Source organism: Halomonas ventosae (assembly GCF_004363555.1).
In the GTDB taxonomy this organism is placed as follows: Bacteria; Pseudomonadota; Gammaproteobacteria; order Pseudomonadales; family Halomonadaceae; genus Halomonas; species Halomonas ventosae.
In genome coordinates this window covers 133,297-157,441 of sequence record NZ_SNZJ01000008.1, presented here as the reverse complement: position 1 = coordinate 157,441, position 24,145 = coordinate 133,297, and the positions used below count along the sequence as shown (strand labels likewise).

At 68.4% G+C, this 24,145-nt stretch carries 19 protein-coding genes; 13 read left to right on the top strand and 6 right to left on the bottom strand.

Going from position 1 to position 24,145, the window contains the following annotated elements:
* Positions 1-127: 127 nt before the first annotated feature.
* The 8 genes from DFP85_RS09035 to DFP85_RS09000 all read left to right on the top strand — a co-directional run bounded on the left by DFP85_RS09035 (position 128) and on the right by DFP85_RS09000 (position 9,406).
* On the top strand, positions 128-1,417 hold the full coding sequence (locus tag DFP85_RS09035; protein WP_133635957.1) for an NAD(P)/FAD-dependent oxidoreductase: 1,290 nt from the start codon (positions 128-130) through the stop codon (positions 1,415-1,417).
* 32 nt (positions 1,418-1,449) lie between these two features.
* A complete protein-coding gene (locus DFP85_RS09030) occupies positions 1,450-2,577 on the top strand; it encodes an ABC transporter ATP-binding protein (protein ID WP_133635956.1) in 1,128 nt (375 codons plus the stop codon).
* 10 nt (positions 2,578-2,587) lie between these two features.
* On the top strand, positions 2,588-3,511 hold the full coding sequence (locus tag DFP85_RS09025) for an ABC transporter permease (RefSeq protein ID WP_133635955.1): 924 nt from the start codon (positions 2,588-2,590) through the stop codon (positions 3,509-3,511).
* On the top strand, positions 3,508-4,305 hold the full coding sequence (locus DFP85_RS09020; protein ID WP_133635954.1) for an ABC transporter permease: 798 nt from the start codon (positions 3,508-3,510) through the stop codon (positions 4,303-4,305). Before DFP85_RS09025 ends, DFP85_RS09020 begins: the two co-directional genes overlap by 4 nt.
* Positions 4,306-4,346: 41 nt before the next feature.
* Complete coding sequence (locus DFP85_RS09015) at positions 4,347-5,411, top strand: ABC transporter substrate-binding protein (RefSeq protein ID WP_133635953.1); 1,065 nt, start codon at positions 4,347-4,349, stop codon at positions 5,409-5,411.
* A gap of 56 nt (positions 5,412-5,467) precedes the next feature.
* Positions 5,468-6,835: a glutamine synthetase family protein gene (locus DFP85_RS09010; protein WP_133635952.1), complete on the top strand. Its 1,368-nt coding sequence runs from the start codon at positions 5,468-5,470 to the stop codon at positions 6,833-6,835.
* 57 nt (positions 6,836-6,892) lie between these two features.
* Positions 6,893-7,966 carry an ABC transporter substrate-binding protein gene (locus tag DFP85_RS09005; protein ID WP_133635951.1) on the top strand — a complete coding sequence of 358 codons (1,074 nt, stop codon included), beginning with the start codon at positions 6,893-6,895 and terminating at the stop codon, positions 7,964-7,966.
* 147 nt (positions 7,967-8,113) lie between these two features.
* Complete coding sequence (locus DFP85_RS09000) at positions 8,114-9,406, top strand: NAD(P)/FAD-dependent oxidoreductase (protein ID WP_133635950.1); 1,293 nt, start codon at positions 8,114-8,116, stop codon at positions 9,404-9,406.
* A 2-nt stretch (positions 9,407-9,408) separates the two neighbouring features.
* On the opposite strand, the gene DFP85_RS08995 is transcribed toward DFP85_RS09000, so the two are convergent.
* On the bottom strand, positions 9,409-11,148 hold the full coding sequence (locus DFP85_RS08995) for a formate--tetrahydrofolate ligase (protein ID WP_133635949.1): 1,740 nt from the start codon (positions 11,146-11,148) through the stop codon (positions 9,409-9,411).
* Between the two features lie 208 nt (positions 11,149-11,356).
* Here DFP85_RS08995 and DFP85_RS08990 point away from each other — a divergent pair, with 208 nt between their 5' ends.
* Complete coding sequence (locus DFP85_RS08990; RefSeq protein WP_133635948.1) at positions 11,357-12,379, top strand: GlxA family transcriptional regulator; 1,023 nt, start codon at positions 11,357-11,359, stop codon at positions 12,377-12,379.
* A gap of 4 nt (positions 12,380-12,383) precedes the next feature.
* On the opposite strand, the gene DFP85_RS08985 is transcribed toward DFP85_RS08990, so the two are convergent.
* On the bottom strand, positions 12,384-14,951 hold the full coding sequence (locus DFP85_RS08985; protein WP_133635947.1) for a GcvT family protein: 2,568 nt from the start codon (positions 14,949-14,951) through the stop codon (positions 12,384-12,386).
* 234 nt (positions 14,952-15,185) lie between these two features.
* Here DFP85_RS08985 and DFP85_RS08980 point away from each other — a divergent pair, with 234 nt between their 5' ends.
* From DFP85_RS08980 to DFP85_RS08975, 3 genes are all read left to right on the top strand, one after another.
* Entirely contained in the window at positions 15,186-16,391 is a 1,206-nt protein-coding gene (locus DFP85_RS08980; protein ID WP_133635946.1) for a glycine cleavage T C-terminal barrel domain-containing protein, read from the top strand.
* A 21-nt stretch (positions 16,392-16,412) separates the two neighbouring features.
* Positions 16,413-16,589, top strand: coding sequence for a hypothetical protein (locus tag DFP85_RS18910; RefSeq protein WP_166644624.1), 177 nt, complete (start codon positions 16,413-16,415; stop codon positions 16,587-16,589).
* Between the two features lie 208 nt (positions 16,590-16,797).
* Positions 16,798-17,397: a glycine zipper 2TM domain-containing protein gene (locus tag DFP85_RS08975; protein WP_133635945.1), complete on the top strand. Its 600-nt coding sequence runs from the start codon at positions 16,798-16,800 to the stop codon at positions 17,395-17,397.
* Between the two features lie 27 nt (positions 17,398-17,424).
* On the opposite strand, the gene DFP85_RS08970 is transcribed toward DFP85_RS08975, so the two are convergent.
* From DFP85_RS08970 to DFP85_RS08960, 3 genes are read right to left on the bottom strand one after another with little or no spacing between them, the layout of a single operon-like run.
* Positions 17,425-18,834 (bottom strand): NAD(P)/FAD-dependent oxidoreductase, encoded by a 1,410-nt coding sequence (locus DFP85_RS08970; RefSeq protein WP_133635944.1) that lies wholly within the window; start codon positions 18,832-18,834, stop codon positions 17,425-17,427.
* 16 nt (positions 18,835-18,850) lie between these two features.
* Positions 18,851-20,338 (bottom strand): Na+/H+ antiporter NhaC family protein, encoded by a 1,488-nt coding sequence (locus tag DFP85_RS08965; protein ID WP_243737250.1) that lies wholly within the window; start codon positions 20,336-20,338, stop codon positions 18,851-18,853.
* Between the two features lie 45 nt (positions 20,339-20,383).
* Positions 20,384-21,673, bottom strand: a complete 1,290-nt coding sequence (locus tag DFP85_RS08960; protein ID WP_133635943.1) for an NAD(P)/FAD-dependent oxidoreductase — start codon at positions 21,671-21,673, stop codon at positions 20,384-20,386.
* A 146-nt stretch (positions 21,674-21,819) separates the two neighbouring features.
* On the opposite strand from DFP85_RS08960, the gene DFP85_RS08955 reads away from it, so the two are divergent.
* Positions 21,820-22,473, top strand: a complete 654-nt coding sequence (locus DFP85_RS08955) for a GntR family transcriptional regulator (RefSeq protein WP_133635942.1) — start codon at positions 21,820-21,822, stop codon at positions 22,471-22,473.
* A gap of 64 nt (positions 22,474-22,537) precedes the next feature.
* Here the strand turns inward: DFP85_RS08955 and DFP85_RS08950 are convergent, their stop codons facing one another.
* Positions 22,538-23,911: a glutamine synthetase family protein gene (locus tag DFP85_RS08950; RefSeq protein ID WP_133635941.1), complete on the bottom strand. Its 1,374-nt coding sequence runs from the start codon at positions 23,909-23,911 to the stop codon at positions 22,538-22,540.
* Positions 23,912-24,145: the final 234 nt, after the last annotated feature.

The window sequence follows — 24,145 nt, the reverse complement described above, 5'->3', positions numbered from 1 at the left end:
AGGTATTAAATACTTGACAGGTGTTGCGGTGCTGGTGTCAAACTGAAGTGGCCTGCCCGGGTGGTTTCTCCGGGCGAGGAAGCCAACAACAACCAGCGCACCGCGCATCACACGACAGGTGTCCCGCATGACGACCCCGCCGCTGGCGCCGCCCGCCTCCTGGTACCGCGACTCCATCGCCGTCGAGCTCGGCGACTGCCCCCCGCTCGAGGGCGAGGTGAAGGCCGATGTCTGCGTGGTCGGAGGCGGCATCACCGGCTGCTCGGCGGCACTGCACCTGGCCGAGCGGGGCTACTCGGTAGTGCTGCTGGAGGCCGGGGAGATCGGGCATGGTGCCTCCGGGCGCAGCGGGGGCCAGATCCTGCCGGGGCTGGGCACCGACATCGCCACCGTGGAGAAGGCCCTGGGACGGGAGCGGGCCCGGGATATCTGGGAGATGAGCCGCGAGGCGGTGCGTCTCACCGCCGAGCTGGTCGAGCGCCACGCCATTCCCTGCGAGCTGGCCTGGGGCTACCTGCACGCTGCGGTCAAGCGGCGCCACGTGCGCGAGCTCGAGGCCTTTCGCGAGCGCATGGCGCGCGACTACGGCTACCCGGCGCTCACCATGCTCCAGGGGGAGGCCCTGCGCGAGCACGTCGTGACCGATGCCTACCCGGCGGCCCTGCACGATGCCGAGGGCGGCCACCTGCACCCCCTCAACTATACCCTGGGCCTGGCCCGGGCGGCCCGCCGCGCCGGGGTGGCGATGCACGAGCAGAGTGCCGCCGTGGAGGTGCGCCATGGCCAGCCGGCCAGTGTGGTCACCGCCGCTGGCCGGGTCACCGCCGACTTCGTGGTGCTGGGCACCAACGCCTACCAGGCGGGCCTCGTGCCCGAACTCTCCGGCCGCATCATGCGCGCCGCCAACTACATGATCGCCACCGAGCCGCTCTCGGCCGAGCGGGCGGCCCGGGTGCTGCCGCGCAACGATGCCCTGTCCGATGCCAACTTCGTGCTCGACTACTATCGGCTCTCCGCCGACCGGCGCCTGATCTATGGCGGCGAGGTCAGCTACGATGGCCGGGAGCCTCGGGGCCTCGAGGCGCGCATGGATGCCAAGATCGCGCGGATCTTTCCGGTCCTCGAAGGGGTGCGCATCGACTACCGCTGGGGCGGGGACGTGGCCATCACCCTCGACCGGGCGCCGGACTTCGGCCGGCTGGGGAGCAACGTCTACTACGCCCAGGGCTATTCCGGACACGGCATGGCCCTGGCGGGGCTGGCCGGCAAGCTGCTGGCCGAGGCCATCGCCGGGCAGAGCGAGCGCTTCGACGTCTTCGCCGCCATGCCCCATCGCCACTTCCCGGGCGGCGCCCTGCTGCGCAAGCCGCTGCTGGTGCTGGCCACCAACTTCTACAAACTGCGGGACCGGCTGTGAACCGGGCCATTGAGAACCGAGAGGGCACCCCCATGAGCGACATCATCACGGCGGAAGCCAGCGCGTCACCAGGCGCGCGACCGGTCGGGGAGGCGGCACAGGGCGAGGTGGCCCGCGAGGCCTCCTCCATCGAGATGCAGGGCCTGCACAAGCGCTTCGGCCGCGATACCGTGGCCCTGGACGGCGTCGACCTGACCATCGAGGCCGGCGAGTTCTTCACCCTGCTCGGCCCCTCCGGCTGCGGCAAGACCACCCTGCTGCGCATCCTCGCCGGCCTCGAGGAGGCCGACGACGGCCGCCTGGCCATCGGCGGCAAGGACATCACCGAGGTGCCGCCCCACAAGCGCAGCGTCAATACCGTCTTCCAGTCCTATGCGCTCTTCCCGCACCTCTCGGTGCGCGAGAACCTGGCCTTCGGGCTCAAGATGCGCGGCCTGCCCCCCGAGGAGCGCGAGGCCCGGGTGGCGAAGATCGCCGAGTTCATCAAGCTGGGCGACCTGGTGGACCGCCGCGTCGACCAGCTCTCCGGCGGCCAGCGCCAGCGCATCGCCCTGGCCCGCGCCCTGGTCAACGAGCCCGACGTGCTGCTGCTCGACGAGCCGCTCTCGGCACTGGACGCCGGCCTGCGCAGCCAGCTGCAGGTGGAGCTCTTGCGGGTGCAGAAGCGCCTCGGCATGACCTTCGTCTTCGTCACCCATGACCAGCAGGAGGCCATGGTGATGTCCGACCGCATCGCCGTGCTCAACGGCGGGGTGATCCAGCAGGTGGGGCCGCCCCGCGAGGTCTACGAGCGTCCGGCCAACGCCTTCGTCGCGCGCTTCATGGGCCATGACAACCTCTATCCGGTCACCGCCCGCCAGGGAGGGCGCCTGACCACGTCGCTCGGCGAGCTCACCGCCGAGGACGCCGGGGAGGGCGGCCTGCTGTTGATCCGACCCGAGACCTTGGACCTGCTGCCCGGTGAGGTGGCGGGCGACAACCACCTGCCGGCCGTGGTGAGCGAGCGGCTCTATCGCGGCAGCCATGCCGAGTATCGCCTCGAGATCGGCTCGAGCACCCTGCAGGCGACCCTCAACAACCGGGGCAGGCACCTGCCCGAGGTGGGGGACCGGGTCACCGTATCGGTGGCCCCCGAAGACCTGGTCACCCTGAGCGAGTGAGGAGACGCACATGGCCTATACCGGCGTAACGCCCTCCGCCCGCAGCCGCGGCATGGTGCGCGAGGCACGGCACCTGCTGGCCACCGTGGCCCCCGGGGCAACCTGGATCGTGATCTTCCTGGTGCTGCCCAGCGCCTACCTGATGGGCGTGGCCTTCATGACCAACGGCCCCTATGGCCTGCCGGAGATGCCGCTGTCGCTGGAGTCCTTCCGGCGCCTGGCCGGCTTCGGCTTCCTGGGCTGGAGCCCCGGCAACCTCTACACTCTGCTGCGCTCGCTGTGGCAGACGCTGGTCTCCACCGGCCTGGTGGTGATCGTCGCCTATCCCATCGCCTACTACATCAGTACCTGCCGGGCGAAGTGGCGGCCGATCATGCTGCTGCTGGTGGTGGTGCCGAGCTGGACCAACCAGGTGATCCGCACCTTCGGCTGGATGAACCTGCTGGCGCCCGGCACCCCGCTCTCCGAGCTCGCCGAGGCGCTGGGCCTGATCAGCGCCAACATGGGGCTCTATCCGTCGAACTTCGCGGTGACCCTGGGCCTGGTCTACAACTTCCTGCCGTTCATGGTGCTGCCGCTCTACGCCGCCTTCGAGAAGCTCGACACCGCCCAGGTGGAGGCTGCCCAGGACCTCTTCGCCTCGCCGGTGCGGGCCTTCTGGCACGCCGTCTTCCCCCAGACCCTGCCGGGGCTGCTGGCCGGCATCGTGCTGGTGGCGATCCCCGCCTTCGGCATGTACGTGATCCCCGAGCTGCTCGGCGGCGGCAAGGGCATGATGCTCGGCAACCTGGTGGCCAACCAGTTCGCCGGCGGGGCCAACTGGCCGCTGGGGGCGGCCGGCGCGATCCTGATGCTGATCGCCACCTTCATCGGGCTGTTCGCCATGCGTCGCATCGGCAAGCGCCTGGGTGGCGGCGAGGAGGTGGTGATATGAGAAAGCGTACGCTCAAGCGCGGCCTGACCGGCTTCTGGTGGTTCACCCTGGCCTTCCTCTATCTGCCGCTCGCCGTGGTGGTGCTGTTCTCCTTCAATGCCTCCAACAGTGCGGCCACCTTCACCGGCCTCTCGCTGCGCTGGTATGGCCGCCTGATGGGCAACGAGGAGATCCTCTCGGCCTTTTCCAACAGCATGATCCTGGCCATCACCTCCTCGGTGATCGCGCTGGGGATCGGCTGTCTGATCGGCTACGGCATGTACCGCCACCGTCACCGCAAGCTGGGCTGGCTGATCGTGCTGATCTACCTGCCCATCGTGCTGCCGGACATCGTCTTTGGCATCTCCGAGATGGCCTTCTTCGTGCAGGTCCATCGCCTCACCGGGCTGCTGCAGCCGGGCCTGGTGACCATGATCATCGCCCACGTCACCTTCCAGATCCCCTTCGTGGCGCTGATCGTCTACTCGCGCTTCGTGGGCCTGGACCCGACGCTCTTCGAGGCCGCCAAGGACCTCTATGCGTCGCCGACCAAGCGGGTGGTGCACTTCATGCTGCCGACCATCAAGCCGGCGTTGATCTCGGCCTTCTTCCTCTCCTTTACACTGTCGGTGGATGACTTCGTGATCAGCTTCTTCACCGCGGGGCCGGAGAGCGCGACCCTGCCGATCTACATCTGGGGGGCGATCAAGAAGGGGGTGTCGCCCGAGATCAATGCCATCGCCACGCTGATGATCGGCGCGGTGGCCCTCGCCGCCATCATCAGCCTGGTGTTCAGCCGTCGCCGGCAGGCATGAGCCGGCCAAGCCTTCCCTAGGGGAAACGAGGAGAGTCCGAGATGACAATCAACAAGACCGCACTTGCCCTGTCCGTCGGCGCCGCGCTGCTGGCCGGCAGCGTCCAGGCCCAGGAGAACAAGCTCTACCTGTTCAACTGGACCGAGTACATGGACCCCGAGATCATCGAGGCCTTCGAGGAGAAGTACGACGTCGAGGTCGTGCAGAACTACTTCAACTCGCTGCCTGAGATGTTCGCCAAGCTCAACGCCGGCGGGGTCTCGCAGTACGATATCATCGTGCCGTCCAACTACTACGTGCCGCGACTGATCCAGACCGGCCTGGTGCAGAAGCTCGACAAGTCGAAGCTCGAGAACCTCGACAACGTCATGGCGCAGTTCCAGGACCCGGCCTACGACCCGGGGGCCGAGTACAGCGCGCCCTACCAGTGGGGCACCACCGGCATCGTCTACAACACCGAGACCTTCCCGGATGCCCCCAAGAGCTGGTCGCTGCTGTTCGACCCCGAGGTCAACCCCGACCATCCCTTCGCCCTGATGGGCGACGGCCAGGTCAGCATGGGGGGCGCCTGCGCCTACCTGGGGCACGGCTATGACTGCACCGACATGAACGCCTGGAAGGAGGCTGCCCGGCTGCTGATCGACACCAAGGGCCGCGACACCTTCAGCGGCTTCACCGATGGCACCCCGGCGCTGCAGCAGCTGGCCCGCGGCGTCACCCACGTGGGGCTCTCCTATAACGGCGACTACCTCTTCTTCAAGGACGAGGACCCGGAAACCTTCGAGACCCTGGACTTCATGATCCCCGACGAGGGCGCCGAGATGTGGGTGGATGCGATGCTCATCCCCTCCGAGGCCCCCAACCCGGACATGGCCCACAAGTTCATCGACTTCATCCTCGATGCCGAGGTCGGCGCCCAGCTCTCCAACTACAACTACTACGCCAGCCCCAATGCGGCCGCCGAGCCCTACCTGGACGCGGTGCTGACCGAGCCGCCCGTCCAGCCCAGCGAGGCGGACATGGAGCGACTGCGCTTCACTCCCAGCCTGGAAGGTGATGCCCTGCAGACCTTCCAGCAGCTCTGGTCCGAGGTCCAGTCTCGCTGAGCGCAGGGCCCCCGGCATCGGGCCGGGGGCCCGCCATCCCGAGCAAGGAAATTCCCATGAGTAACCGACAGGAGCAGCCGCTCCTCAACGACTGGTTCCAGAATCACGGCATCACCGAGGTCGAATGCCTGGTCAGCGACCTGACCGGCATCCTCAAGGGCAAGATCATGCCCGCCGGCAAGTACCTCAACGGCGGACGCCCGCGCCTGCCCGACTCGATCTTCATCCAGACCGTAACCGGCGGGTATCCCGACGACGAGGACATCCGCTTCTGGAATCCCGCCGAACGGGACATGGAGCTGGTGCCGGACGCGAACGCCGTCTACCTGGTGCCCTGGGCCGAGGATCCCACGGCGCAGATCATCCACGACTGCTACTACCTGACCGGCGAGCCGGTCGAGCTGTCGCCACGCTACGTGCTCAAGCGGGTGCTGGAGCTCTATGCCGCCCGTGGCTGGACCCCGGTGATCGCCCCGGAGGTGGAGTTCTACCTGGTCAAGACCAACACCGACTCCGACTACCCCCTGGAGCCGCCGATCGGTCGCACCGGCCGGCAGGAGAGCAGCCGCCAGTCCTTCTCCATCGACGCGGTCAACGAGTTCGACCCGCTGTTCGAGGAGATGTACGACTACTGCGAGGCCATGAACCTGGACCTGGACACCCTGATCCACGAGGAGGGGGCGGGCCAGATGGAGGTCAACTTCCAGCATGGCGACCCCTTGACCCTCGCCGACCAGGTGGTGATGTTCAAGCGCACCCTGCGCGAGACCGCGCTGCGCCATGGCATGTATGCCACCTTCATGGCCAAGCCCATGGCCAACGAGCCGGGCAGCTCCATGCACATCCACCAGAGCCTGCTCGACACCAAGGACGGGCACAACGTCTTCGCCGACGCGGATGGCCAGCCCAGCAAGCTGTTCCACCACTTCATCGGCGGCCTGCAGCGCTACCTGCCCTCGGTGATGCCGCTGCTGGCGCCCAACGTCAACTCCTACCGCCGGCTGATGCGCACCGAGACCAGCGGCTCGGCGCCGATCAACGTGGAGTGGGGCATGGACAACCGCACCGTGGGGCTGCGCGTGCCGGTCTCACCCCCCGAGGCGACACGGGTCGAGAACCGCCTGGCGGGCGCCGATGCCAATCCCTACCTGGTGATGGCGGCGTCCCTGGCGTGCGGCTACCTGGGCCTGCTGGGCCGCCTCGAGCCGCGCCCGCCGATGGTCGGCTCCGCCTGGTCCGGCGGCAACAAGCTGCCCGACGACATCGGCCCGGCGCTGGACCTGCTGCACGAGTGCCAGCCCCTGGCCGACATCCTCGGCGAGCGCTTCACCCACAGCTACCTGGCGGTCAAGCGCGCCGAGCATCGCGCCTACTTCCAAGTGATCAGCTCCTGGGAACGCGAGCACCTGCTGTTGCGGGTATAGTGCCGGGACGGGGTCCGCCCCCGACTCGAGGCTAACCATTATCAGGGAGGGGACGAGATGCTGCTGCGACAAGGAGCCCGGCTGGCGGGCCTGGGGCTGGTGGCCGTCAGCCTGGCGGCGACGGCCGAGGAGGGCAAGCTGCGGCTGTTCAACTGGTCGGACTACATGGACCCGGCCATCATCGATGCCTTCGAGACGGAAACGGGCATCGAGGTGGTACAGAACTACTACAACTCGAACGCCGAGCTCTTCTCCAAGCTCACCGCCGGGGGGGATGCCCAGTACGACCTGGTCGTGCCCTCGGACTACTTCGTGCCGCGGCTGATCGACGCCGGCCTGATCCAGCCGCTCGCCGCCGAGGACGAGGGGCTCGAGGGCCACGACAATATCCTCACCGAGTTCCGCGCGCCGAGCTATGACCCCGAGGGTGCCTATACCGTGCCTTACCTGTGGGGCGTGACCGGGGTGGTCTACAACCGGGAGACCTGGCCGGCACCCGAGCCCAGCTGGGGTCTGCTCTACGACCCCGAGGTCAACGCCGACTACCCCTTCGCGCTGCTCAAGGGGGATGCCCAGTTCACCTTCGGCACCCTCTGCGCCTTCCAGGGGCAGGGCTTCGACTGCGTGGGCGAGGCCCCCTGGGTAGCGGCGGCCAGGCAGGTCATCGAGACCCGCGGCCGAGACAACTTCGTCGGCTTCGTGGATGCCACGGCGGCCATCGAGCAGGTGGCCAACGGGGTGATCCATGCCGGCATCGCCTACAACGGCGACCTCGCCGGCAAGCGCGCCGAGGATCCCGAGACCTATGGCAAGCTGGGCTTCTTCATCCCTGAGGAGGGCTCCCAGCGCTGGGTGGACGTGCTGGCGATCCCGGCGCGAGCGCCGAACCCGGCGGCCGCGCGGGCCTTCATCGAGTACCTGCTGCGTCCCGAGGTCGCCGCCCGGCTGGCCGACTACAACTTCTATACCACCCCCAACGAGGCGGCCCTGCCACTGGTGAACGATGCCCTGCGCGAATCGCCGGTGATGCCGGATGCCGCCGCCCGCGAGCGGCTCCACTTCACCCCCTCGGTGAGCGGCGAGCAGCTCGAGCTGCTCCAGGAGCTGTGGAACGAGGCGCGCAGCCGCTGAGGCTGGCCGCGCTCGCCATCACGCCGCCGGGGGCACCCTCGGCGGCGTCTTTTTTGGTGAATATATAGTGCCATCATGTTTGCCATTCTCCAGGATGGGTCGGTAATATGGCGATCAAGTGTTGAATAAAATTTCCAAGGGGGTCTCATGTCCGTCTCGTTCGAGCCCGATCACGCCGCGTCCTGGTACGCCGCCACCGCCAACCCTGCTCCCGAGCGCCCCGCCCTCGCGGGCGAGGTGAGCTGTGACGTCTGCGTGGTGGGCGCCGGTTTCACCGGCATCTCCGCCGCCCTGCACCTCGCCGAGCGCGGCTTCTCGGTGGTGGTGCTGGAGGCGGTGAGGGTCGGCTATGGCGCCTCGGGGCGCAATGGCGGCCAGATCGTCAACAGCTACAGCCGCGACATGGACGTCATCGAGGAGAAGTACGGCGCCGATACCGCCCGCGCCCTGGGCGACATGGCCTTCGAGGGCAACCGCATCATCCGCGAGCGCGTCGAGCGCTACGCCATCGACTGCGACCTCAGGGACGGCAACCTCTTCGCCGCCTGCAACGCCAGCCAGATGCGGGGGCTCCGCGAGCACCAGGCGCTGTGGGAGCGCTACGGCTATCGGGAGCTCGAACTGCTCGACGGGGAGGCGGTCAAGCGCGAGGTCGACAGCGAGCGCTACACCGGCGCCCTGGTGGACCACGGCGGCGGTCACCTGCATCCGCTCAACCTGGTGCTGGGCCAGGCCGCCGCCGTCGAGTCGCTGGGCGGGCGCATCTACGAGTACTCGCCGGTCACCGGCGTTGCGCACGGCGAGCCGGTGGTGGTACGTACCGCCGGCGGTCGCGTGCGGGCCGACCGGGTGGTGATGGCCGGCAATGCCTACCTCAAGGGCGTGCTGCCCGAGATCGAGGGGAAGTCGATGCCCTGCGGCACCCAGATCATCACCACCGAGCCGTTGGACGAGGCTCGGGCCCGTGCCCTGATCCCCAATGGCCTGGCGGTGGAGGACTGCAACTACCTGCTGGATTACTACCGTCTGACCCGCGACAACCGCCTGCTCTATGGCGGCGGCGTCAACTATGGCGGCAGCGACCCCGCCGACATCGAGAGCGTCATCCGGCCCAAGATGCTCACGACCTTCCCGTCGCTCGACGACGTCAAGGTGGACTACGCCTGGAGCGGCACCTTCCTGATGACGCTCAACCGCCTGCCGCAGTTCGGGGTGGTCAACGGCAACGTCTACTATGCCCAGGGCTACTCGGGGCACGGCGTCACCTGTACCCACCTGGCCGGGCGGCTGATCGCCGAGGTGATGACGGGCCGCGAGGAGCGCTTCGATGCCTTCGCCGGCCTGCCCCACCTGCCGTTCCCCGGTGGCCGCCTGCTGCGGGTGCCGCTGTCGGCGATCGGCGCCTGGTACTACCAGACCCGCGATCGCCTGGGCATCTGAACTCAGTAAAGCCCGATGGTGTTGCCCTCGTCGTCGATATCCAGCCGCGTGGCGGCCGGCGAGGCGCCCAGGCCGGGCATCGTGCGAATGTCGCCGGCCAGGGCATAGACGAAGCCGGCGCCGGCGGAGAGGCGCACCTCGCGCACCGGCAGCCGCCAGCCCGTGGGGGCGCCGAGCCGTCCCGGGTCGGATGACAGCGACATGTGCGTCTTGGCGATGCACACCGGAAACGCCCCGTACCCCTGGCGCTGCCAGGTCTCCAGTCGCTCGCGGACCCCTGGGGCTAAGTCGACCCCCTCGGCGCCATAGAGGCGCATGGCGATGCGCTCGATCTTCTCCGCCAGCGCCATCTCGGCGGGATAGAGGAACTGGAAGCCGTTCCCCGCCTCGTCGGCCTCGTCGATCGCCTCGACCAGCGTCCGCGCCAGGTCCAGGGCGCCCTCGCCACCGTCGCGCACATGGCTGGAGACCTCCGCGCGCACGCCCAACGAGGCGCACAGCTCACGGATGGCGGCAACCTCGCTTGGATGGTCGCCGGGGAAGGCGTTGATTGCCACCACGGGCGAGAGGCCGTGGGCACGCACGTTGTCGATCTGCTTGAGCAGGTTGGCCCCGCCTTCCCGGACCTCGTCGGGGGACTCCCCCAGCAGCGAGGCGGGCAGCGGCTGGCCGGGCACCACCCGGTGGCGGCCGCTGTGGTACTTCAGGGCGCGTACCGTGACCACCAGTACCGCGGCGTCCGGCACGAGGCCCGAGGCCCGGCACTTGATGTTGAAGAAGCGCTCGGCGCCCATGTCGGCACCGAAGCCCGCCTCGGTGACCAGGAAGTCGCCGGCGAACAGGCCGATGCGGTCGGCGACGATCGAGGAGTTGCCGTGGGCGATGTTGCCGAAGGGGCCGGCATGGATCAGCGCCGGGGCGTGTTCGAGGGTCTGCAGCAGGTTGGGCTTGAGTGCCTCCTTGAGCAGCACCGTCATGGCGCCGGCGGCGCCGATCTGCTCGGCGGTGACCGGCTCGCCGTCGCGGTCCAGCCCCACGATCAGCCGGCCCAGGCGTCGGCGCAGGTCGGCCAGGGAGTCGGCCAGCGCCAGCACCGCCATCACCTCGGAGGCGGCGGTGATCTCGAAGCCCCCCTGGCGGGGCATCCCGTCCCCGCGCCCACCGAGGCCCATGACGAGATGCCGCAGGGCGCGGTCATTGAGGTCGATGACGCGCTGCCAGCGCACCTCGCGAGGATCCAGCTCGGGTGCCAGGCGATGGTGCAGGTGATTGTCGACCATGGCCGCCAGCAGGTTGTGGGCCGCCGCCACCGCATGGATATCGCCGGTGAGGTGCAGGTTGATGCGCTCCATGGGCAGCACCTGGCTGTAGCCGCCGCCGGTGGCGCCGCCCTTGAGCCCCAGGGTGGGGCCCATGGAGGGCTGACGCAGGGCGACGGTGGCGGTGTGGCCGAGGCGCTGCAGTCCCTGCACCAGGCCGATCGCGGTGGTGGTCTTGCCCTCGCCGGGCGGGGTGGGGGTCATCGAGGTCACCACCACGTAGCGCCCCTGCGGGCGCTCGGCCAGGGTCGCCAAGGCCGCCAGGTCGAGCTTGGCGATGCCGCGGCCATAGGGCTCCACCGCCTCGCCGGGCAGGCCCAGGCGATGGGCGATCTCCTCGATGGGCCAGAGACGGGCGTCACGGGCGATGGTGAGGTTGTCGGTGGGCCGCGACGCGGCCTGCTCGGTCGCTTGGGGTGCCATCGGCGTCTCTCCTCTTGGGCGTCGGCGGGTCATGCCTCGCGTCCCGTTCAGTATCGTGCGCCTGACGCGGCCCTTTTGCCTGTCGACGTCCGCGGCCTTGGGCGCAGCGACACCTGCCGCAAACTCGCTGCCCTTGCCGAGGGTCGAAGGGATGGACTATTCCTGATGACAACGTCGCCCGGCCGAGCGCCGGCGAGGGGAAGGAGGGATGATGGAGGCTCCGGTACCGGCCAAGGACCACCATGACATCGGCTTCCTGCTGATGCCGGGCTTCTCGCAGCTCGCCTTCTCCGCGGCGCTGGAGCCGTTGCGCATGGCCAACCATCTGGCCGACTGTTCCCTCTACACCTGGCACCTGGTGAGCCGCGATGGCACCGCGGTGACGGCCAGCAGCGGCCTGCCCACGGCGGTGGACCAGGCGCTTGCGCCCATGCCGCAACTGGACCTGCTGCTGGTGTGCGGTGGAGTGGACGTGCAGGCGCACTGCGATCGCGCCACGCTCTCCTGGCTCAGGCGCCTGGCCGAACGGCGCATCCCCCTGGGCGCCGTGTGCACCGGGGGCTATGTGCTGGCCCGGGCGGGGCTGCTCGACGGCTATCGCTGCACCCTGCACTGGGAGCATATCGGCAGCCTCCACGAGGCGCGGCGCTTCCCCGAGGTGACCTTCACCTCCCAGCTCTTCGTCATGGATCGCGACCGCTACACCTGCTCCGGCGGCATTGCCCCCCTGGACATGATGCTCAACCTGATCGGTCGCCAGCAGGGGCTGGCCCTGGCCGAGGCGATCGCCGAGGAGTTCATCCACGAGCGCATCCGCGGCGTGGGCGACCGTCAGCGCAGCCCGCTGCGGGTGCGCCTGGGCCATAGCCATCCCAAGCTGGAGGAGGTGGCCACCCTGATGGAGGCCAATCTCCAGGAGCCCCTGGCGCTGGACGAGCTGGCCCGCTATGCCGACCTGTCGCGGCGTCAGCTGGAGCGCCTCTTCCAGCGCTACGTGGGCTGTCCGCCGCTCAAGTACTACCTGGAACTGCGCCTGGCCCGGGCACGGCTGCTGCTGCAGCAGACGCGGATGCCGATCACCGAGGTGGCGCTGGCCTGCGGCTTCGTCTCGCCGCCCCACTTCACCAAGTGCTACCACGACCACTTCGGCCACTCGCCGAGCGGCGAGCGCAAGCGCCGGCAGCAGCGGCAGGCCGAGCTGGCTCTGCCGGACGGGCTGCCGGGCGGCTGAGACCTCAGCCTCGCGGCCGGGCGTTCTCCGGATCATAGAGGGCCCGATAGCCGACGGCGGCCACCCGCATCGGATAGTGCTCGGCGAAGTACTCCAGCAGCAGGGATCTTCCTTCCTCGGCATAGCCAGCGGGCAGGTAGGCCAGGGCGATGTTGCGCCCGAGCGAGGGGCCGTAGGCGATGCTGGTCACGTAGGAGCGCCGGCCCAGGGCGTCCACCGGCACCTCGCCGCTCTCGGGGTCGAGCAGCGGCGACTGGCCGACCGGGAAGCGCGGGTTGCCGGCGGCGTCGTGGTGTGCCTCCATCACCAGGGTGCAGAGCGTGGCCGGCTGGCCGTGCCGTTCGCGCTGTTCCAGGTAGGCGGCCTTGCCGTGGAACTCCGCGGCCTTGACCCTGGGCCGTGCCAGCCCCGCCTCATAAAGGTTGTAGTCGGTGAGCAGGTCGACGTTCTGCAACCGCAGGCTCTTCTCCAGGCGGCGGCTGTTGGCGTAGGTCTCGATGCCCACCGGCGTCACCCCGGCGTCGAAGAGCCGGTCCCAGAGCGTCAGGCCGTAGCTGAAGGGCACATAGAGCTCCCAGCCCTGCTCGCCCACGTAGGAGATACGGAAGGCCCACACTGGCAGCCCCTGAATGCGGATCTCGCGGGCGGTGGCGAAGGGGAAGCGGGCGTCGTCCAGGCCCTCGGGGTCGTCGGCCAGGGCCTGCAGGGTGCGCCGGGCGTTGGGGCCCCACAGGCCCAGGGTGGCCAGGCCGTCGCTGCGATCCTCCAGGTGCCAGCGGGTCAGGCCGGCCGCCTCGGCGCGGCGGGTGATCCACATCAGGTCGCGGTGGCCAGTGTCGCCGCCGCAGATCACCCGCCAGGCGTCCGTGGCCAGGCGCACGATGGTGAGGTCCGAGTGGACGCCGCCGGCGGCATCCAGGAAGTGGGTATAGACCCCCTTGCCGACGGCGGTGTCGCCGCCCACCCGGACCACCGAGAGCCACTCCAGCAGCGCCTCGGCATCGCGGCCCGAGATGTCGTAGATGGCGAAGTGGGAGAGGTTGATCATGCCCACGTCGTCGGAGAGCGCCAGGTGCTCGGCATTGGACACCCGCCAGAAGTGGCGGGCGTCCCACTCGGCCGGACGCTCGGGCACCCGCTCGGCATAACGCTCCAGAAGCGCCTCGTTGGCGGCATAGCCGTGGGCGCGCTCCCAGCCGGCGGCCTCCATGAAGAAGCCGCCGAGCTCCTTCTCGCGGGGCCAGAAGGGACCACGGCGCAGGTCGCGGCCGCTCTTGAAGGGCTCGCGGGGGTGCACCGGCGGGTCATAGATCTTGCGGGCGATTTCCCGGCAGCGGCCCTCGACGTGGTGGGGCGTCTTCTGCACCGGGTAGAAGCGCGCGATGTCGATACCGCAGGGGTCGGGCTCGGCGCGGCCATGGGTTAGCCAGTCGGCGAGCAGCTTACCCATGCCGGGGCCGTCCTTGACCCAGACGGCCTCGCAGAACCACAGGCCGCGGGTCTCCGGCGACTCGCCCACCAGGGAGCCGCCGTCCGTGGTGACCGAGAGCAGGCCGTTGAAGGAGTGCTTCTCGTCCCAGCCCAGTTCGCCGAGAACGGGGGCGAGTTCGATGGCCCGCTCGAAGGCCTCGGCCACCTGGTCGAGCTCCAGGTCGCGCATGGAGGGCGAGAGGCGTGCCCGGTCGCGCGGGAGGATGGCGCGAGGGTCCACCAGCCGCGGCTCGCGGGACTCGTAGTAGCCCCACTCCAGCAGACCGCCCTCAGTGCTGGTCGGGTCGCCGGTATCGCGCATGTAGGCAGAGTTGCCCTGGTCGCGCAGCAGCGGATAGCCGATCTCCTTGCCGGTGCCGGCGAAGGTCTCGAAGGGGCCGAAGAACAGCAGCGGATGCTCCACCGGCATCAGCGGCAGGGCCGCACCGCCCATGGCGGCGGGGATCGGGCCCCAGATGCCCGAGGTGATGATCACCAGCGGGGTAGCAACGTAGCCCCTGGGCGTCTCGACGCCGCATACCCGGCCGTCCTGGACGTCGATATCCAGCGCCGGGGTCTCGGCGAAGGCGCGCAGGTGACCGCTTGTAACGGCGCGCTCGACCAGCTCGCCGGCCACCCGCTGGGAGCGCGGGATCACCAGGCCGGCGTCGGGGTCCCACATGCCGCCCAGCACCTGGTCGCGTTCCAGCAGCGGGAACCGCGCCAGCACCTCGTCGGCGTCCACCATGCGGACGTTGGTGCCGAAGGCCTTGCCCGAGGCGACCTTGCGCTGCAACTCGGCGAGCCGCGCCTCGTCGCCGACCCGGGCGATCTCCAGGCCGCCAACCTTGTGGTAGTGCCCCATCGCCTCATAGAAACGCTGGCTGTAGGTGGTGGTGTAGCAGGAGAGCCGGTCGTGGGCGGTCATGAAGCAGAAGTCGGAGGCGTGGGCGGTGGAGCCGATGTCCGAGGGGAGGGCGGAGGTCTCGAGCCCCACCAGGTTCGTCCAGCCCTGCTCGATCAGGTGATGGGCCACCGAAGCGCCGACGATGCCGCCCAGGCCGATGATCACCGCGTCTGCCTGCGAGGGGAGTGCCGCCATGGTCGTCCTCCTGATTCGAGGGTTTCTCGCAGCATAAGGCAGGCCCCGGGCGGCACGCTGTCCCGCGGCGACGCCCCCTTTCCTGACGGCGACAGGCCGCGGCCGGCCCTGTCGCCCACGCCAAAGAGCTCGCCGCCCACAGCGAGATCAGCGCTCGGCCCAGGGGCTAGTGTCCAAGGCATGGGCGGCCGGCGGGCGCCGGCCCCCGCCATCGAGTCAGGGGAGGAGTCGGTCATGTCCCAGGCCATCGAGAGCATCCAGAGCAGTCATGACGCCCCGTCGGCGCCGGAGATCCTGCTCTATCCGCGCATCCGCAAGTCACCGTTCTTCTACGCCTCGCGGCGGCACGGGGTGCGCAAGTACAGCGTCTACAACCACCACTACCATCCGCGGCTCTACACCGACCCGGTGGACGAGTACTGGGCCCTGGTGCAGGGCGTGACCCTGTGGGACGTCGGGGTCGAGCGCCAGATCGAGATCAGCGGCCCCGACGCCTTCGTCTTCACCCAGCGGCTGGTCCCCCGCGACATGCGCCACTGCCAGGTGGGGCAGTGCAAGTACGTCTTCGTCACTGCCCCCGACGGCGGCATCCTCAACGACCCGGTGCTGCTGCGCATCGAGGAGAACCGCTTCTGGCTGTCGCTGGCCGACAGCGACATCCTGCTGTGGTGCCAGGGGCTCGCGGTCAATGCCGGGCTCGACGTGACCATCAGGGAGGTGGACGTTGCACCGGTGCAGGTCCAGGGGCCGAAGGCCAAGGCGGTGATGGTGGACCTGTTCGGCGAGTCGGTGCTGGGCATGCCCTACTACCACCTGATGGAGGCCGAGCTCGACGGCATGTCGGTGGTGATCTCGCGCACCGGCTACTCCGGGGAGATCGGCTACGAGATCTACCTGCGCGAGGCCAGCCGCTTCGGGGAAGCGCTCTGGCAGCGGGTCTTCGAGGCCGGCCGGCCCCACGACATGCAGGTGATCGGCCCCTGCCACATCCGCCGCATCGAGGGCGGGATCCTCGCCTTCGGCTGCGACATCTGGTACGACACCAACCCCTTCGAGGTGGGCATGGGCTACGACTGGATGGTGGACCTGCGCGGTGATGACGACTTCATCGGCCGCGACGCCCTGGAGCGCATCAAGGCCGAGGGCGTGTCGCGCAAGCTGGTGGGGGTGGAGATCGACGGCCCGAGCGTCGGCTATTTCACCGACGGTTCGATGATCGACGTCTTCCCGGTGTTCGGGGAGGGGGGCGCACGGATCGGCAAGGTCACCTCGGCCACCCGCTCGCCGCGCCAGGAGCGCAACATCGGCTACGCCATGGTGCCGGTCGAATACGCCGAGCTGGGCACGGCGCTGCGCATCGAGGCCAATACCGGCCTGCAGGAGGCCAGGGTCGTGGAGAAGCCCTTCCACGATCCTGCCAAGGCGATTCCCAAGGGGTAGAAGGCACAAGGGTAAGTAAGGATGAAGGCGACGCGCTTCGAGCTGCTGCCCGTCGCCGGCCTGCATCTGTTCACCTTCAACCGGGTCGCCAACACCCGCCGCTGGCTGGAGTCGCGTCAGCACCCGATGGTCGAACGGCCAGCGGACGACGCGCCGGAGGCCCCGCTCGTCGCCTCCGCCGGCGAGCCCCTGGCCTGACCGCCTGGAGCGTCGCCATTCGGTGACAGCAGGTCAGGAAATGTGAAACCCGCGGCATCCCCCTGATGTCCTGCATCGCGGGGCTTATACTGGGGGCGATTCTCGAGAGGCGCAGGATGCGCCCTCACCATCGCCCCTTTTCCGTCACGCATCTCCCGGAGCCTCGTGATCATGAAGAGGCGCGGCAGCGTCCCCCAGGAGGTGCAAGATGAGCAAGTCGATCGTGATAGGTTCCACCCTGGCCGTGCTGGGTCTGGGCGGGCTAGCCTTCGGTGCCTGGCAGATCCAGGAGCAGCAGCGCGGCCCCGAATACGCCCAGATCACCAACGTCGAGACCCTGACGCGCACGGTGGAGACCCCCCGCGAGGTGTGCGAGGAGGTGGTCGTGCAGCTGCCGCCGGAAGCCCCGACGGGGCAGGGCGCCAGCCGTGATCCCCATCGCGTGCTGGGCACCGCGGCCGGGGCCATCGTCGGCGGCCTGCTCGGCAACCAGGTCGGCGGCGGCAGCGGCAAGAAGATCGCCACGGTGGCCGGTGCCATAGGCGGCGGCCTGGCCGGCCGTGAGGTTCAGGAGCGCGTTGAGGCACGCCAGCATGCCCAGGCGGCACAGTCCCAGCCGCGCACCACCACCCGCCAGGAGTGCCGCACCGTGGTCGACACTCGCCAGGAGACCGAGGGCTACGAGGTCACCTGGCGCCACGGCGAGACGGTGGAGACCAGCCGCCTGGACAACCCGCCCCAGGGCGACCGGGTGCTGCTAGAGGAGGGGCGACCCAACTGGCAGCAGACCCTGCCCGCCGACGGTTGAGGCGTTTCCCGGAATGTGGCACCGCGATCATTCGATGATCGACGCGAAGGCATCGTTCAACCGTGCAAGGGCGGGCCGGACGATGCCCAGTGAGCGCTCACGCCTCATCAGTGCCTCTTCGCCTGCATAGCTCAGGCTGATCAGCCGCGCGGCGAGCCAGCGGAAGGGTTCGGGTTCCCAGCGCCGCAATCCATGCGAGGGGCGGGTATCACCCATCGCCCAAGGCATTCGCGTCAGGTCGGTATCGCGCTCCAGGATCATGTCGGCGAGCGTGCGGGCGAAGAGGTGGGATGCGGCGACCCCCTCGCCGGCATAGCCACCGGCCGTGGCCAGGCCGCTGGCGCGATCGAGGAGTGCATGGGGCCGAAAGCGGCGCGACAGGCCCAGCGAGCCGCCCCAGCCATGGGTGATCTTCACGCCCTCGAGGGCCGGAAACAGGTCCACCAGGAGGTCGCGGCGCAACGTCACGGCACTCGCCGGAATCGCCTGGCCCCACGTAGGACGGCCGCCAAGCCGATAGTTGCCCCTGGCGCCGAACACTAGGCGATCGTCGGCGGTGCGGTGCCCGTAGTTGACCAGGCGGCTGGCATCGGCGAAGGCCGGTCGGCCGTCCATGCCGATCTCGGCCCAGTGGGATGCCGAGAGCGGCTCGGTGGCGATTACCTGGCTCTGGACGGGGAGCACATAGCGCTGCATCTCCGCAAGGCCCGCGCAATAGCCCTCGGTGGCACTTACCGTCACCTCGGCCCGAAGGTGGCCCGACTCCGTCGTTACCCCTCGGGGGTGACGCGATCGTACGCGACTCTGCTCATGAATCGTCACCCCCATCGCCTCGAGCCTGCCAGCCAGCCCCCGCAGCAGCTTGAGGGGGTGCACGGTGGCGCAGTCCCGCTGAAAAACGCCGCCGCGCGCGTTGCGGAAGTGTGCCCTTTCCGCGAGTTCGGCGGCGTCCAGCCAGTAGCACGCCTCCTCGGCGTGGCCGAGGGCATGAAGGTGCTCGAGATAGGCCCGCTGGATCGCTTCCTGGCCCGGATAGCGGGCCGCGGCATAAATCGCACCCCCCTTGTGGAACTCGGCCTCGATGCCTTCCCGGGCCAGCGTGGCGCCGATGGCTTCCACATTGTCGGCCAGCATCCGGCAGCAGGCCCTTCGCTCATCTCGAGAAAGCCCATCGACGAGTCGCGACAGGCCGGCCAGGCTGCCGATCACCCAGCCGCCGTTGCGTCCGGAGGCGCCGTGACCGACGCGCTCGGCCTCGAGCACCCGGATGACCAGGTCCGGCGACAGGGTCTTCAGGTAGTAGGCGGTCCACAGTCCGGTGAGGCCTGCACCGATGATCGCCACGTCGGCCTCGTGGTGTCCCGTCAGGGCGGGGCGTGGGCCGGCCTCGCCGGGAGCGCTGTCGGCCCAGAAGTTGTTCAGAGGGGCGTCGTTCAAGGCGAGACCTCCTCGTTCACAGGTAGCCCAGTGCCAGGTAGGCACCGGCGGCCAGGATGCCCGCCAGTGCCGCGTAGGGCAGCTGGGTGAAGGCGTGCTGGAAGGGGGTGCAGCCGCTTGCCTGGGAGGTCAGTACCGTGGCATCCGAATAGAAGCAGGCATGGCTGCCGAAGGTGCTGGCCGACAGGGTGGCGCCGATCACCAGCGTCATGTCGGCGCCCAGGTTGTGCCCCAGGGTGGCGACGATGGGCAGGATGATCACGAACACGCCCCAGTTCGAGCCGGTGGCGAAGGAGACGAAGCCCATGAGGCTGAAGATGATGAAGGGCAACAGCTCGGCGGAGATCAGCGGCTCTACCGTGGTGATGATGTACTCGTTGAGGCCCAGTGCCGTATTAACCTCGTTGAACAGGAAGGCCGCCACCAGCACGGCCAGGGCATCGATCATCGACTTGAAGCCCTCGACGATATTGTCGAAGGTCTCGCTGGCGGATAGCTTCTTCAGGGCGATGAAGGTCACGATCATCCCGGCCAGGGTGACGAAGATGCCCATCAGGAAATCCAGGTCGAACCACCAGGTGAAGAAGGCCAGCGAGGCCATGGGCAGCAGGAAGGACCAGACGCTGCCCTTGTGCCTGGCATCCGCCTCGAGGTGGGCAATGTCCTCGTCGATGTGCTCGGCCCCCGGCGGCACGCATTGCCCCTGTCGTTCGGCGCGACATTCCGCCGTTTTCATCGGCCCGATCAGCGGGATCTTGCCGTAGATGACCAGCGGCACCATGGCCACGGCGATCCACGGGTAGAACATGAAGGGGATGGCCTGGATGTAGGTCATCACGCCCTGGCCGTCCGCGGCGACGCCGTTCTTCTCGATCAGGGCGCCGAAGAATACCGCCCAGGTGGAGATGGGGATCAGCACGCTGATCGGTGCCGCGGTGGAGTCGATGACGTAGGCCAGCATCTCGCGGGAGGTCTTGAAGTGGTCCGTGATCTTGCGCATCGAAGTGCCCACGGCCAGCGAGTTGAGGTAGTCGTCGACGAACAGCACGATCCCCATGCACCAGCAGCCGATCAGGGCGCGGGGCTTGTCGGTCGTGTAGCGCATCATGGCCCGGGCGAAGGCCTGGGACGAGCCCGATTTCAGCAGCAGGGCGATGATGCTGCCCATCAGGCCGCAGACCATGATGACCCAGGCGACATCCTCATCGGTCATCACGCTCATCAGGCTCTCGGAGAGGCTGCTCAGCGCATTGGTGGGGTCCATCATCAGGGTGCCGGCGAAGGCACCGAACACCAGCGGTTCAAGCGCGCGCCTGGACAGCAGGGCAAGCAGCAGCACGAGTCCCGTCGGGACCAGGATCAAGGGCCCGTCGATGGCGTCGGCACCGCTGGTGCCGACCACGGCACTGACGACGGCGGCCAGCGCGCCGGCCAGCGCTATCATGACCATCCAGCGCTGCCACGGGCGGGCGCCCTGCTTGATTACCTTGTCATTGGCTTGCATGAATACCTCCTCGATCTTGTCATTGTGTGAGGGTGGTGGGGGGGCTCAGCGCAGGCGTTCCAGCAGCTGGTAGTACCACATGCCGGCAGCCAGCAGGGTGTTGCCGAGACGGTCGCTGAACGGCACGCGCCAGTGACGGACATTGGCGAAGGCATCGAACTCCCGCCTGCTGCCGTCGACCGCCTCGGCAAGGATCTCGCCGACGAGATGCGAGGTGGCGATGCCGTGCCCGGAGTAGCCCTGGGCGTAGTAGACGTGGGGGGAGAGCTTACCGAGCATCGGAACGCGGTTGATCACGATTCCGGCGAGTCCCTGCCACTGGAAGTCGAGCGCCACCCCCTCGAGCTGAGGGAAGGTATGCTCCAGCCGCGGGCGCAGCTCGGCGGTGATGTCGGCTGACGACCTTCCCGAGTAGTTGGCGCCGCCGCCGAAGAGCAGCCGCCGGTCGGCGGTGAGGCGGTAGTAGTCCAGCACGAAGCGGGTATCGTAGACGGCCAGGTCCTGGGGGTTGATCGCGTTGGCGGTGGCCTCGTCCAGCGGGGCGGTCGTGACGATGCCGAGCGAGGCGGGGAAGAGCTTGCCGCCGAGCCGCTGGCGCTCGAGGTGGTGGTAGGCGTTGCCGGCCAGGATCACGCTATCGGCCTCAACGCGGCCATGCTCGCCGATGACGGCCGGGGATTCACCGTGCACCACCTCCACCACGGGGGACGCCTCGAAGATCCTGGCCCCCAGGCTTGCCGCTACCCGGGCCTCGCCCAGGCAGAGGTTCAGGGGGTGGAGGTGCATGTTGTAGTCGTTGCGGATGGCGCCATGGTAGAGCCGCGTGCCGAGCAGGTCTTCGACCCCTGCCTTGTCCAGCCAATGAACATGTTCGCCGATCCAGTGGGACTGGGAGGCGTTGTAGTCCCGTCGCAATGCCTTCAGATGGCTCGGCTGGTAGGCCGCCTGGAGATGGCCGTGCTTGAGGTCGCAGGGAATGGCGTATTTCTCGACACGCTCTCGGATGATGCGCTGGCCGCGCCAGCGCAGGTCCCAGACGAAGTCGGCGGCCTCATCGCCCAGAGTGCGACGCATCTGGCGGCGCATGGCATCCTCGCCGGACAGGCTGCCGGTGACCTGGCCGCCGTTGCGGCCACTGGCCCCCCAGCCGATCTTGTTCGCCTCGATCACCGCCACCCGGTAGCCCCGCTCGCTCAGCTCGACGGCCGTGGCCACGCCCGTGAAACCGCCCCCCACGATGGCGACGTCGACTCGGTGATTACCCTCGAGGATGGGATAGTCGGATTCCCTGATGACGGACGCTGAGTAGTAGGAAGGGGGGCGCGACTGGGTCATGACAATGCTCGCTTGAAAGTGTGATCACATATGTGTGATCACACTAGCAGGGCCTTGTGACAGTGGCAACCCGATGCGGGACGGAGCCGCATCGGCGACTGTTTGGGGTATGCTGGCGGAGTGTGTGACGACGACATGGCAGGCCGATGGAGCAACAGACACTGGGCGAAGGGTTCTCGCCGGATACCGCCGCCACCCGGTTGCATCGGGAGCTGCGGACCAGGCTCTGCGAGGGGGATTTTGCGCCGGGAGACGTGATCTCGATACGCCGTATCGCCACCGAGTACGGTACCAGCGCGATGCCCGCCCGTGAGGCCGTGCGCTGGCTGGTGACGGAGGGGGCACTGGTCTTCTCCGACAGCCGCAAGATCCGGGTCCCCGAGCTGAGTCGCGAGCGCTTTCACGAGGTGCTGTTCGCGCGCAAGAGCCTCGAGACCGAAGTCTCCCGCCAGGCATTTCCCCGGCTGACTGCCGAGGATCTGGCGGCGCTCGAGGGCATCGATGCGCGGATCAATGCGGCCATCGAGGCGGGGGATATGCGGGCCTACATGCGTGGCAACCATCGCTTCCATTTCCTGATCTATCGACGCAGCCACTCCCGGGTGCTGCTGCCCCTGGTCGAGCTCCTCTGGCTGCAGTACGGGCCCAGCATGCGACAGATCGGCTCCCGCTGGGGCGCATCGAGCATCGCCGATGACCATCATCGCGAGGTGACCCGGGCCCTGTCCCGGGGCGACAGGGAGGGGTTCTGCAACGCCATCGCCGCCGACATCGAACAGGGGATGCGCCTCCTCGAGTAGCCCTGCCGCTGTCGTGGCGGTTGACAACGCTCTTCCGGCAGGCATGGCGAGAGGGCTATCGAGGTCACACGTGGCGCAGGTACCAGTCGTACTCGAGCTTGCTGACCGCCTGCATGGCCTGGTCCCGCTCGGCCCGGCGGTTGGCCAGGAACACCGCGAGGAAGTCCGCGCCCAGCGCCTCGGCCAGGGGCTCGCTCTGTTCCAGCAGGTCCAGGGCCTGGCTCCAGCTGTTGGTCAGGCTGGGCGCGACCTGGTCATAGGCGTTGCCGGTGATGGCGGGCGGTGGCGTCAGCTGCCGCCGTAGCCCGTGGTCGATGGCGCCGAGCAGGGTCGCCAGCAGCAGGTAGGGATTGACGTCGGCGCCGGCCACCCGGTGCTCGATGCGCCGCGCCGCATTGGGCCCCGAGGGGATGCGCAGCGCCACCGAACGGTTGTCGTAGCCCCAGGTCGGGGCCATGGGCACATAGAGCCCGGGCTGGAAGCGGCGGAAGGAGTTGAGGTTGGGGGCGAAGAGCGCCATGGAAGCCGGCATCAGCTCGAGCAGGCCGGCCACGGCGTGCTGCATCCGCGGCGTGCCGAGCGGGGCGCCGTCCTCGGCCGCGAAGACGTTGTTCCCCGCCTCGTCGAGCAGGCTGATATGGACATGGGTGCCATTACCGGCCTCCTGCCCATAGGGCTTGGCCATGAAGGTGGCCTCGAAACCATGGTGCAGGGCCACGCCCTTGATCAGCCGCTTGAGCAGCACCGCGCTGTCGCAGGCCGCGAGGGCATCATCGCAGTGGATCAGGTTGATCTCGAACTGTCCCGGGGCGCACTCCTTGAGGGCCGTGTCCAGCGGCAGCCGCTGGGTCCGGGCGGCGGCATGGATCTCTTCGAGGAGCTCGGCATACTCGTCGAGCTCGTTGATCGAGTAGAGCTGGCTCTGCGCGGCGCGCTCGCCGGTCGCCGGCGAGCAGGGCGGCTGGACCATGCCCAGGGCGTCGCGGCGGCGGTCGACGAGGCTGAACTCCATCTCCACGGCCACCACCGGCGTCAGCCCGGCGCGACGCAAGCGCTCCAGCACCCGGGCGAGCACCTGGCGGGGATCGGCGAAGAAGGGTGCCCCGTCGGCCTCGGTCATGGTCATCAGCAGCTGCGCCTGGCGGGCGTCACGCAGCCAGGGGCTCGGCATCAGGCTGCCCGCCACCGGGCGGCAGACCCGGTCGCTGTCGCCGATCGAGAGGCCCAGGCCCGTGGCCTCGATGGTGTTGCCCAGGATATCCAGGGCGAACACCGAGGCCGGCAGGTTGACCCCGTCACGGTAGGCCTTCTCGAGGTTGTCGCGGGGGATGCGCTTGCCGCGCAGCACGCCGTTCAGGTCGCTGATCAGCAGGTCGACGCTGTCGACGTCGGGATGGCGGTCGAGGAAGTCGCGGGCTTCATCGGCTGGGGAGGACATGGGGCCACCTATCGGCTTCGGTTCATTGTTCGATGGCTGTCATCTTTGAAGCACACGCCCATGTTGTCAAATCTTTTACGTATTCCGCCAGGAGGTGCTGGCCTTTCTGACATTGTTCATTGAATTTTATCCTATTATTACAGTCATCTGAGCGATATGTGTGCTGACAGGGCGGCTGCGGGGGTTGGCAAGGTTAATCAACGGAGATATGTTGAGCAAAGCATAACAATCATC

Bases quoted from the DNA above. Each gene is read 5' to 3' on its own strand.
- DFP85_RS08990 (WP_133635948.1), top strand. From the start codon at position 11,357: ATGATGGAGGCTCCGGTACCGGCCAAGGACCACCATGACATCGGCTTC.
- DFP85_RS09000 (WP_133635950.1), top strand. From the start codon at position 8,114: ATGTCCGTCTCGTTCGAGCCCGATCACGCCGCGTCCTGGTACGCCGCC.
- DFP85_RS08960 (WP_133635943.1), bottom strand. From the start codon at position 21,673: ATGACCCAGTCGCGCCCCCCTTCCTACTACTCAGCGTCCGTCATCAGG.
- DFP85_RS09020 (WP_133635954.1), top strand. From the start codon at position 3,508: ATGAGAAAGCGTACGCTCAAGCGCGGCCTGACCGGCTTCTGGTGGTTC.
- DFP85_RS09005 (WP_133635951.1), top strand. From the start codon at position 6,893: ATGCTGCTGCGACAAGGAGCCCGGCTGGCGGGCCTGGGGCTGGTGGCC.
- DFP85_RS08985 (WP_133635947.1), bottom strand. From the start codon at position 14,951: ATGGCGGCACTCCCCTCGCAGGCAGACGCGGTGATCATCGGCCTGGGC.
- DFP85_RS08975 (WP_133635945.1), top strand. From the start codon at position 16,798: ATGAGCAAGTCGATCGTGATAGGTTCCACCCTGGCCGTGCTGGGTCTG.
- DFP85_RS09030 (WP_133635956.1), top strand. From the start codon at position 1,450: ATGAGCGACATCATCACGGCGGAAGCCAGCGCGTCACCAGGCGCGCGA.
- DFP85_RS08965 (WP_243737250.1), bottom strand. From the start codon at position 20,338: ATGCAAGCCAATGACAAGGTAATCAAGCAGGGCGCCCGCCCGTGGCAG.
- DFP85_RS08980 (WP_133635946.1), top strand. From the start codon at position 15,186: ATGTCCCAGGCCATCGAGAGCATCCAGAGCAGTCATGACGCCCCGTCG.
- DFP85_RS08950 (WP_133635941.1), bottom strand. From the start codon at position 23,911: ATGTCCTCCCCAGCCGATGAAGCCCGCGACTTCCTCGACCGCCATCCC.
- DFP85_RS09015 (WP_133635953.1), top strand. From the start codon at position 4,347: ATGACAATCAACAAGACCGCACTTGCCCTGTCCGTCGGCGCCGCGCTG.
- DFP85_RS09010 (WP_133635952.1), top strand. From the start codon at position 5,468: ATGAGTAACCGACAGGAGCAGCCGCTCCTCAACGACTGGTTCCAGAAT.
- DFP85_RS08995 (WP_133635949.1), bottom strand. From the start codon at position 11,148: ATGGCACCCCAAGCGACCGAGCAGGCCGCGTCGCGGCCCACCGACAAC.
- DFP85_RS09025 (WP_133635955.1), top strand. From the start codon at position 2,588: ATGGCCTATACCGGCGTAACGCCCTCCGCCCGCAGCCGCGGCATGGTG.
- DFP85_RS18910 (WP_166644624.1), top strand. From the start codon at position 16,413: ATGAAGGCGACGCGCTTCGAGCTGCTGCCCGTCGCCGGCCTGCATCTG.
- DFP85_RS08955 (WP_133635942.1), top strand. From the start codon at position 21,820: ATGGAGCAACAGACACTGGGCGAAGGGTTCTCGCCGGATACCGCCGCC.
- DFP85_RS09035 (WP_133635957.1), top strand. From the start codon at position 128: ATGACGACCCCGCCGCTGGCGCCGCCCGCCTCCTGGTACCGCGACTCC.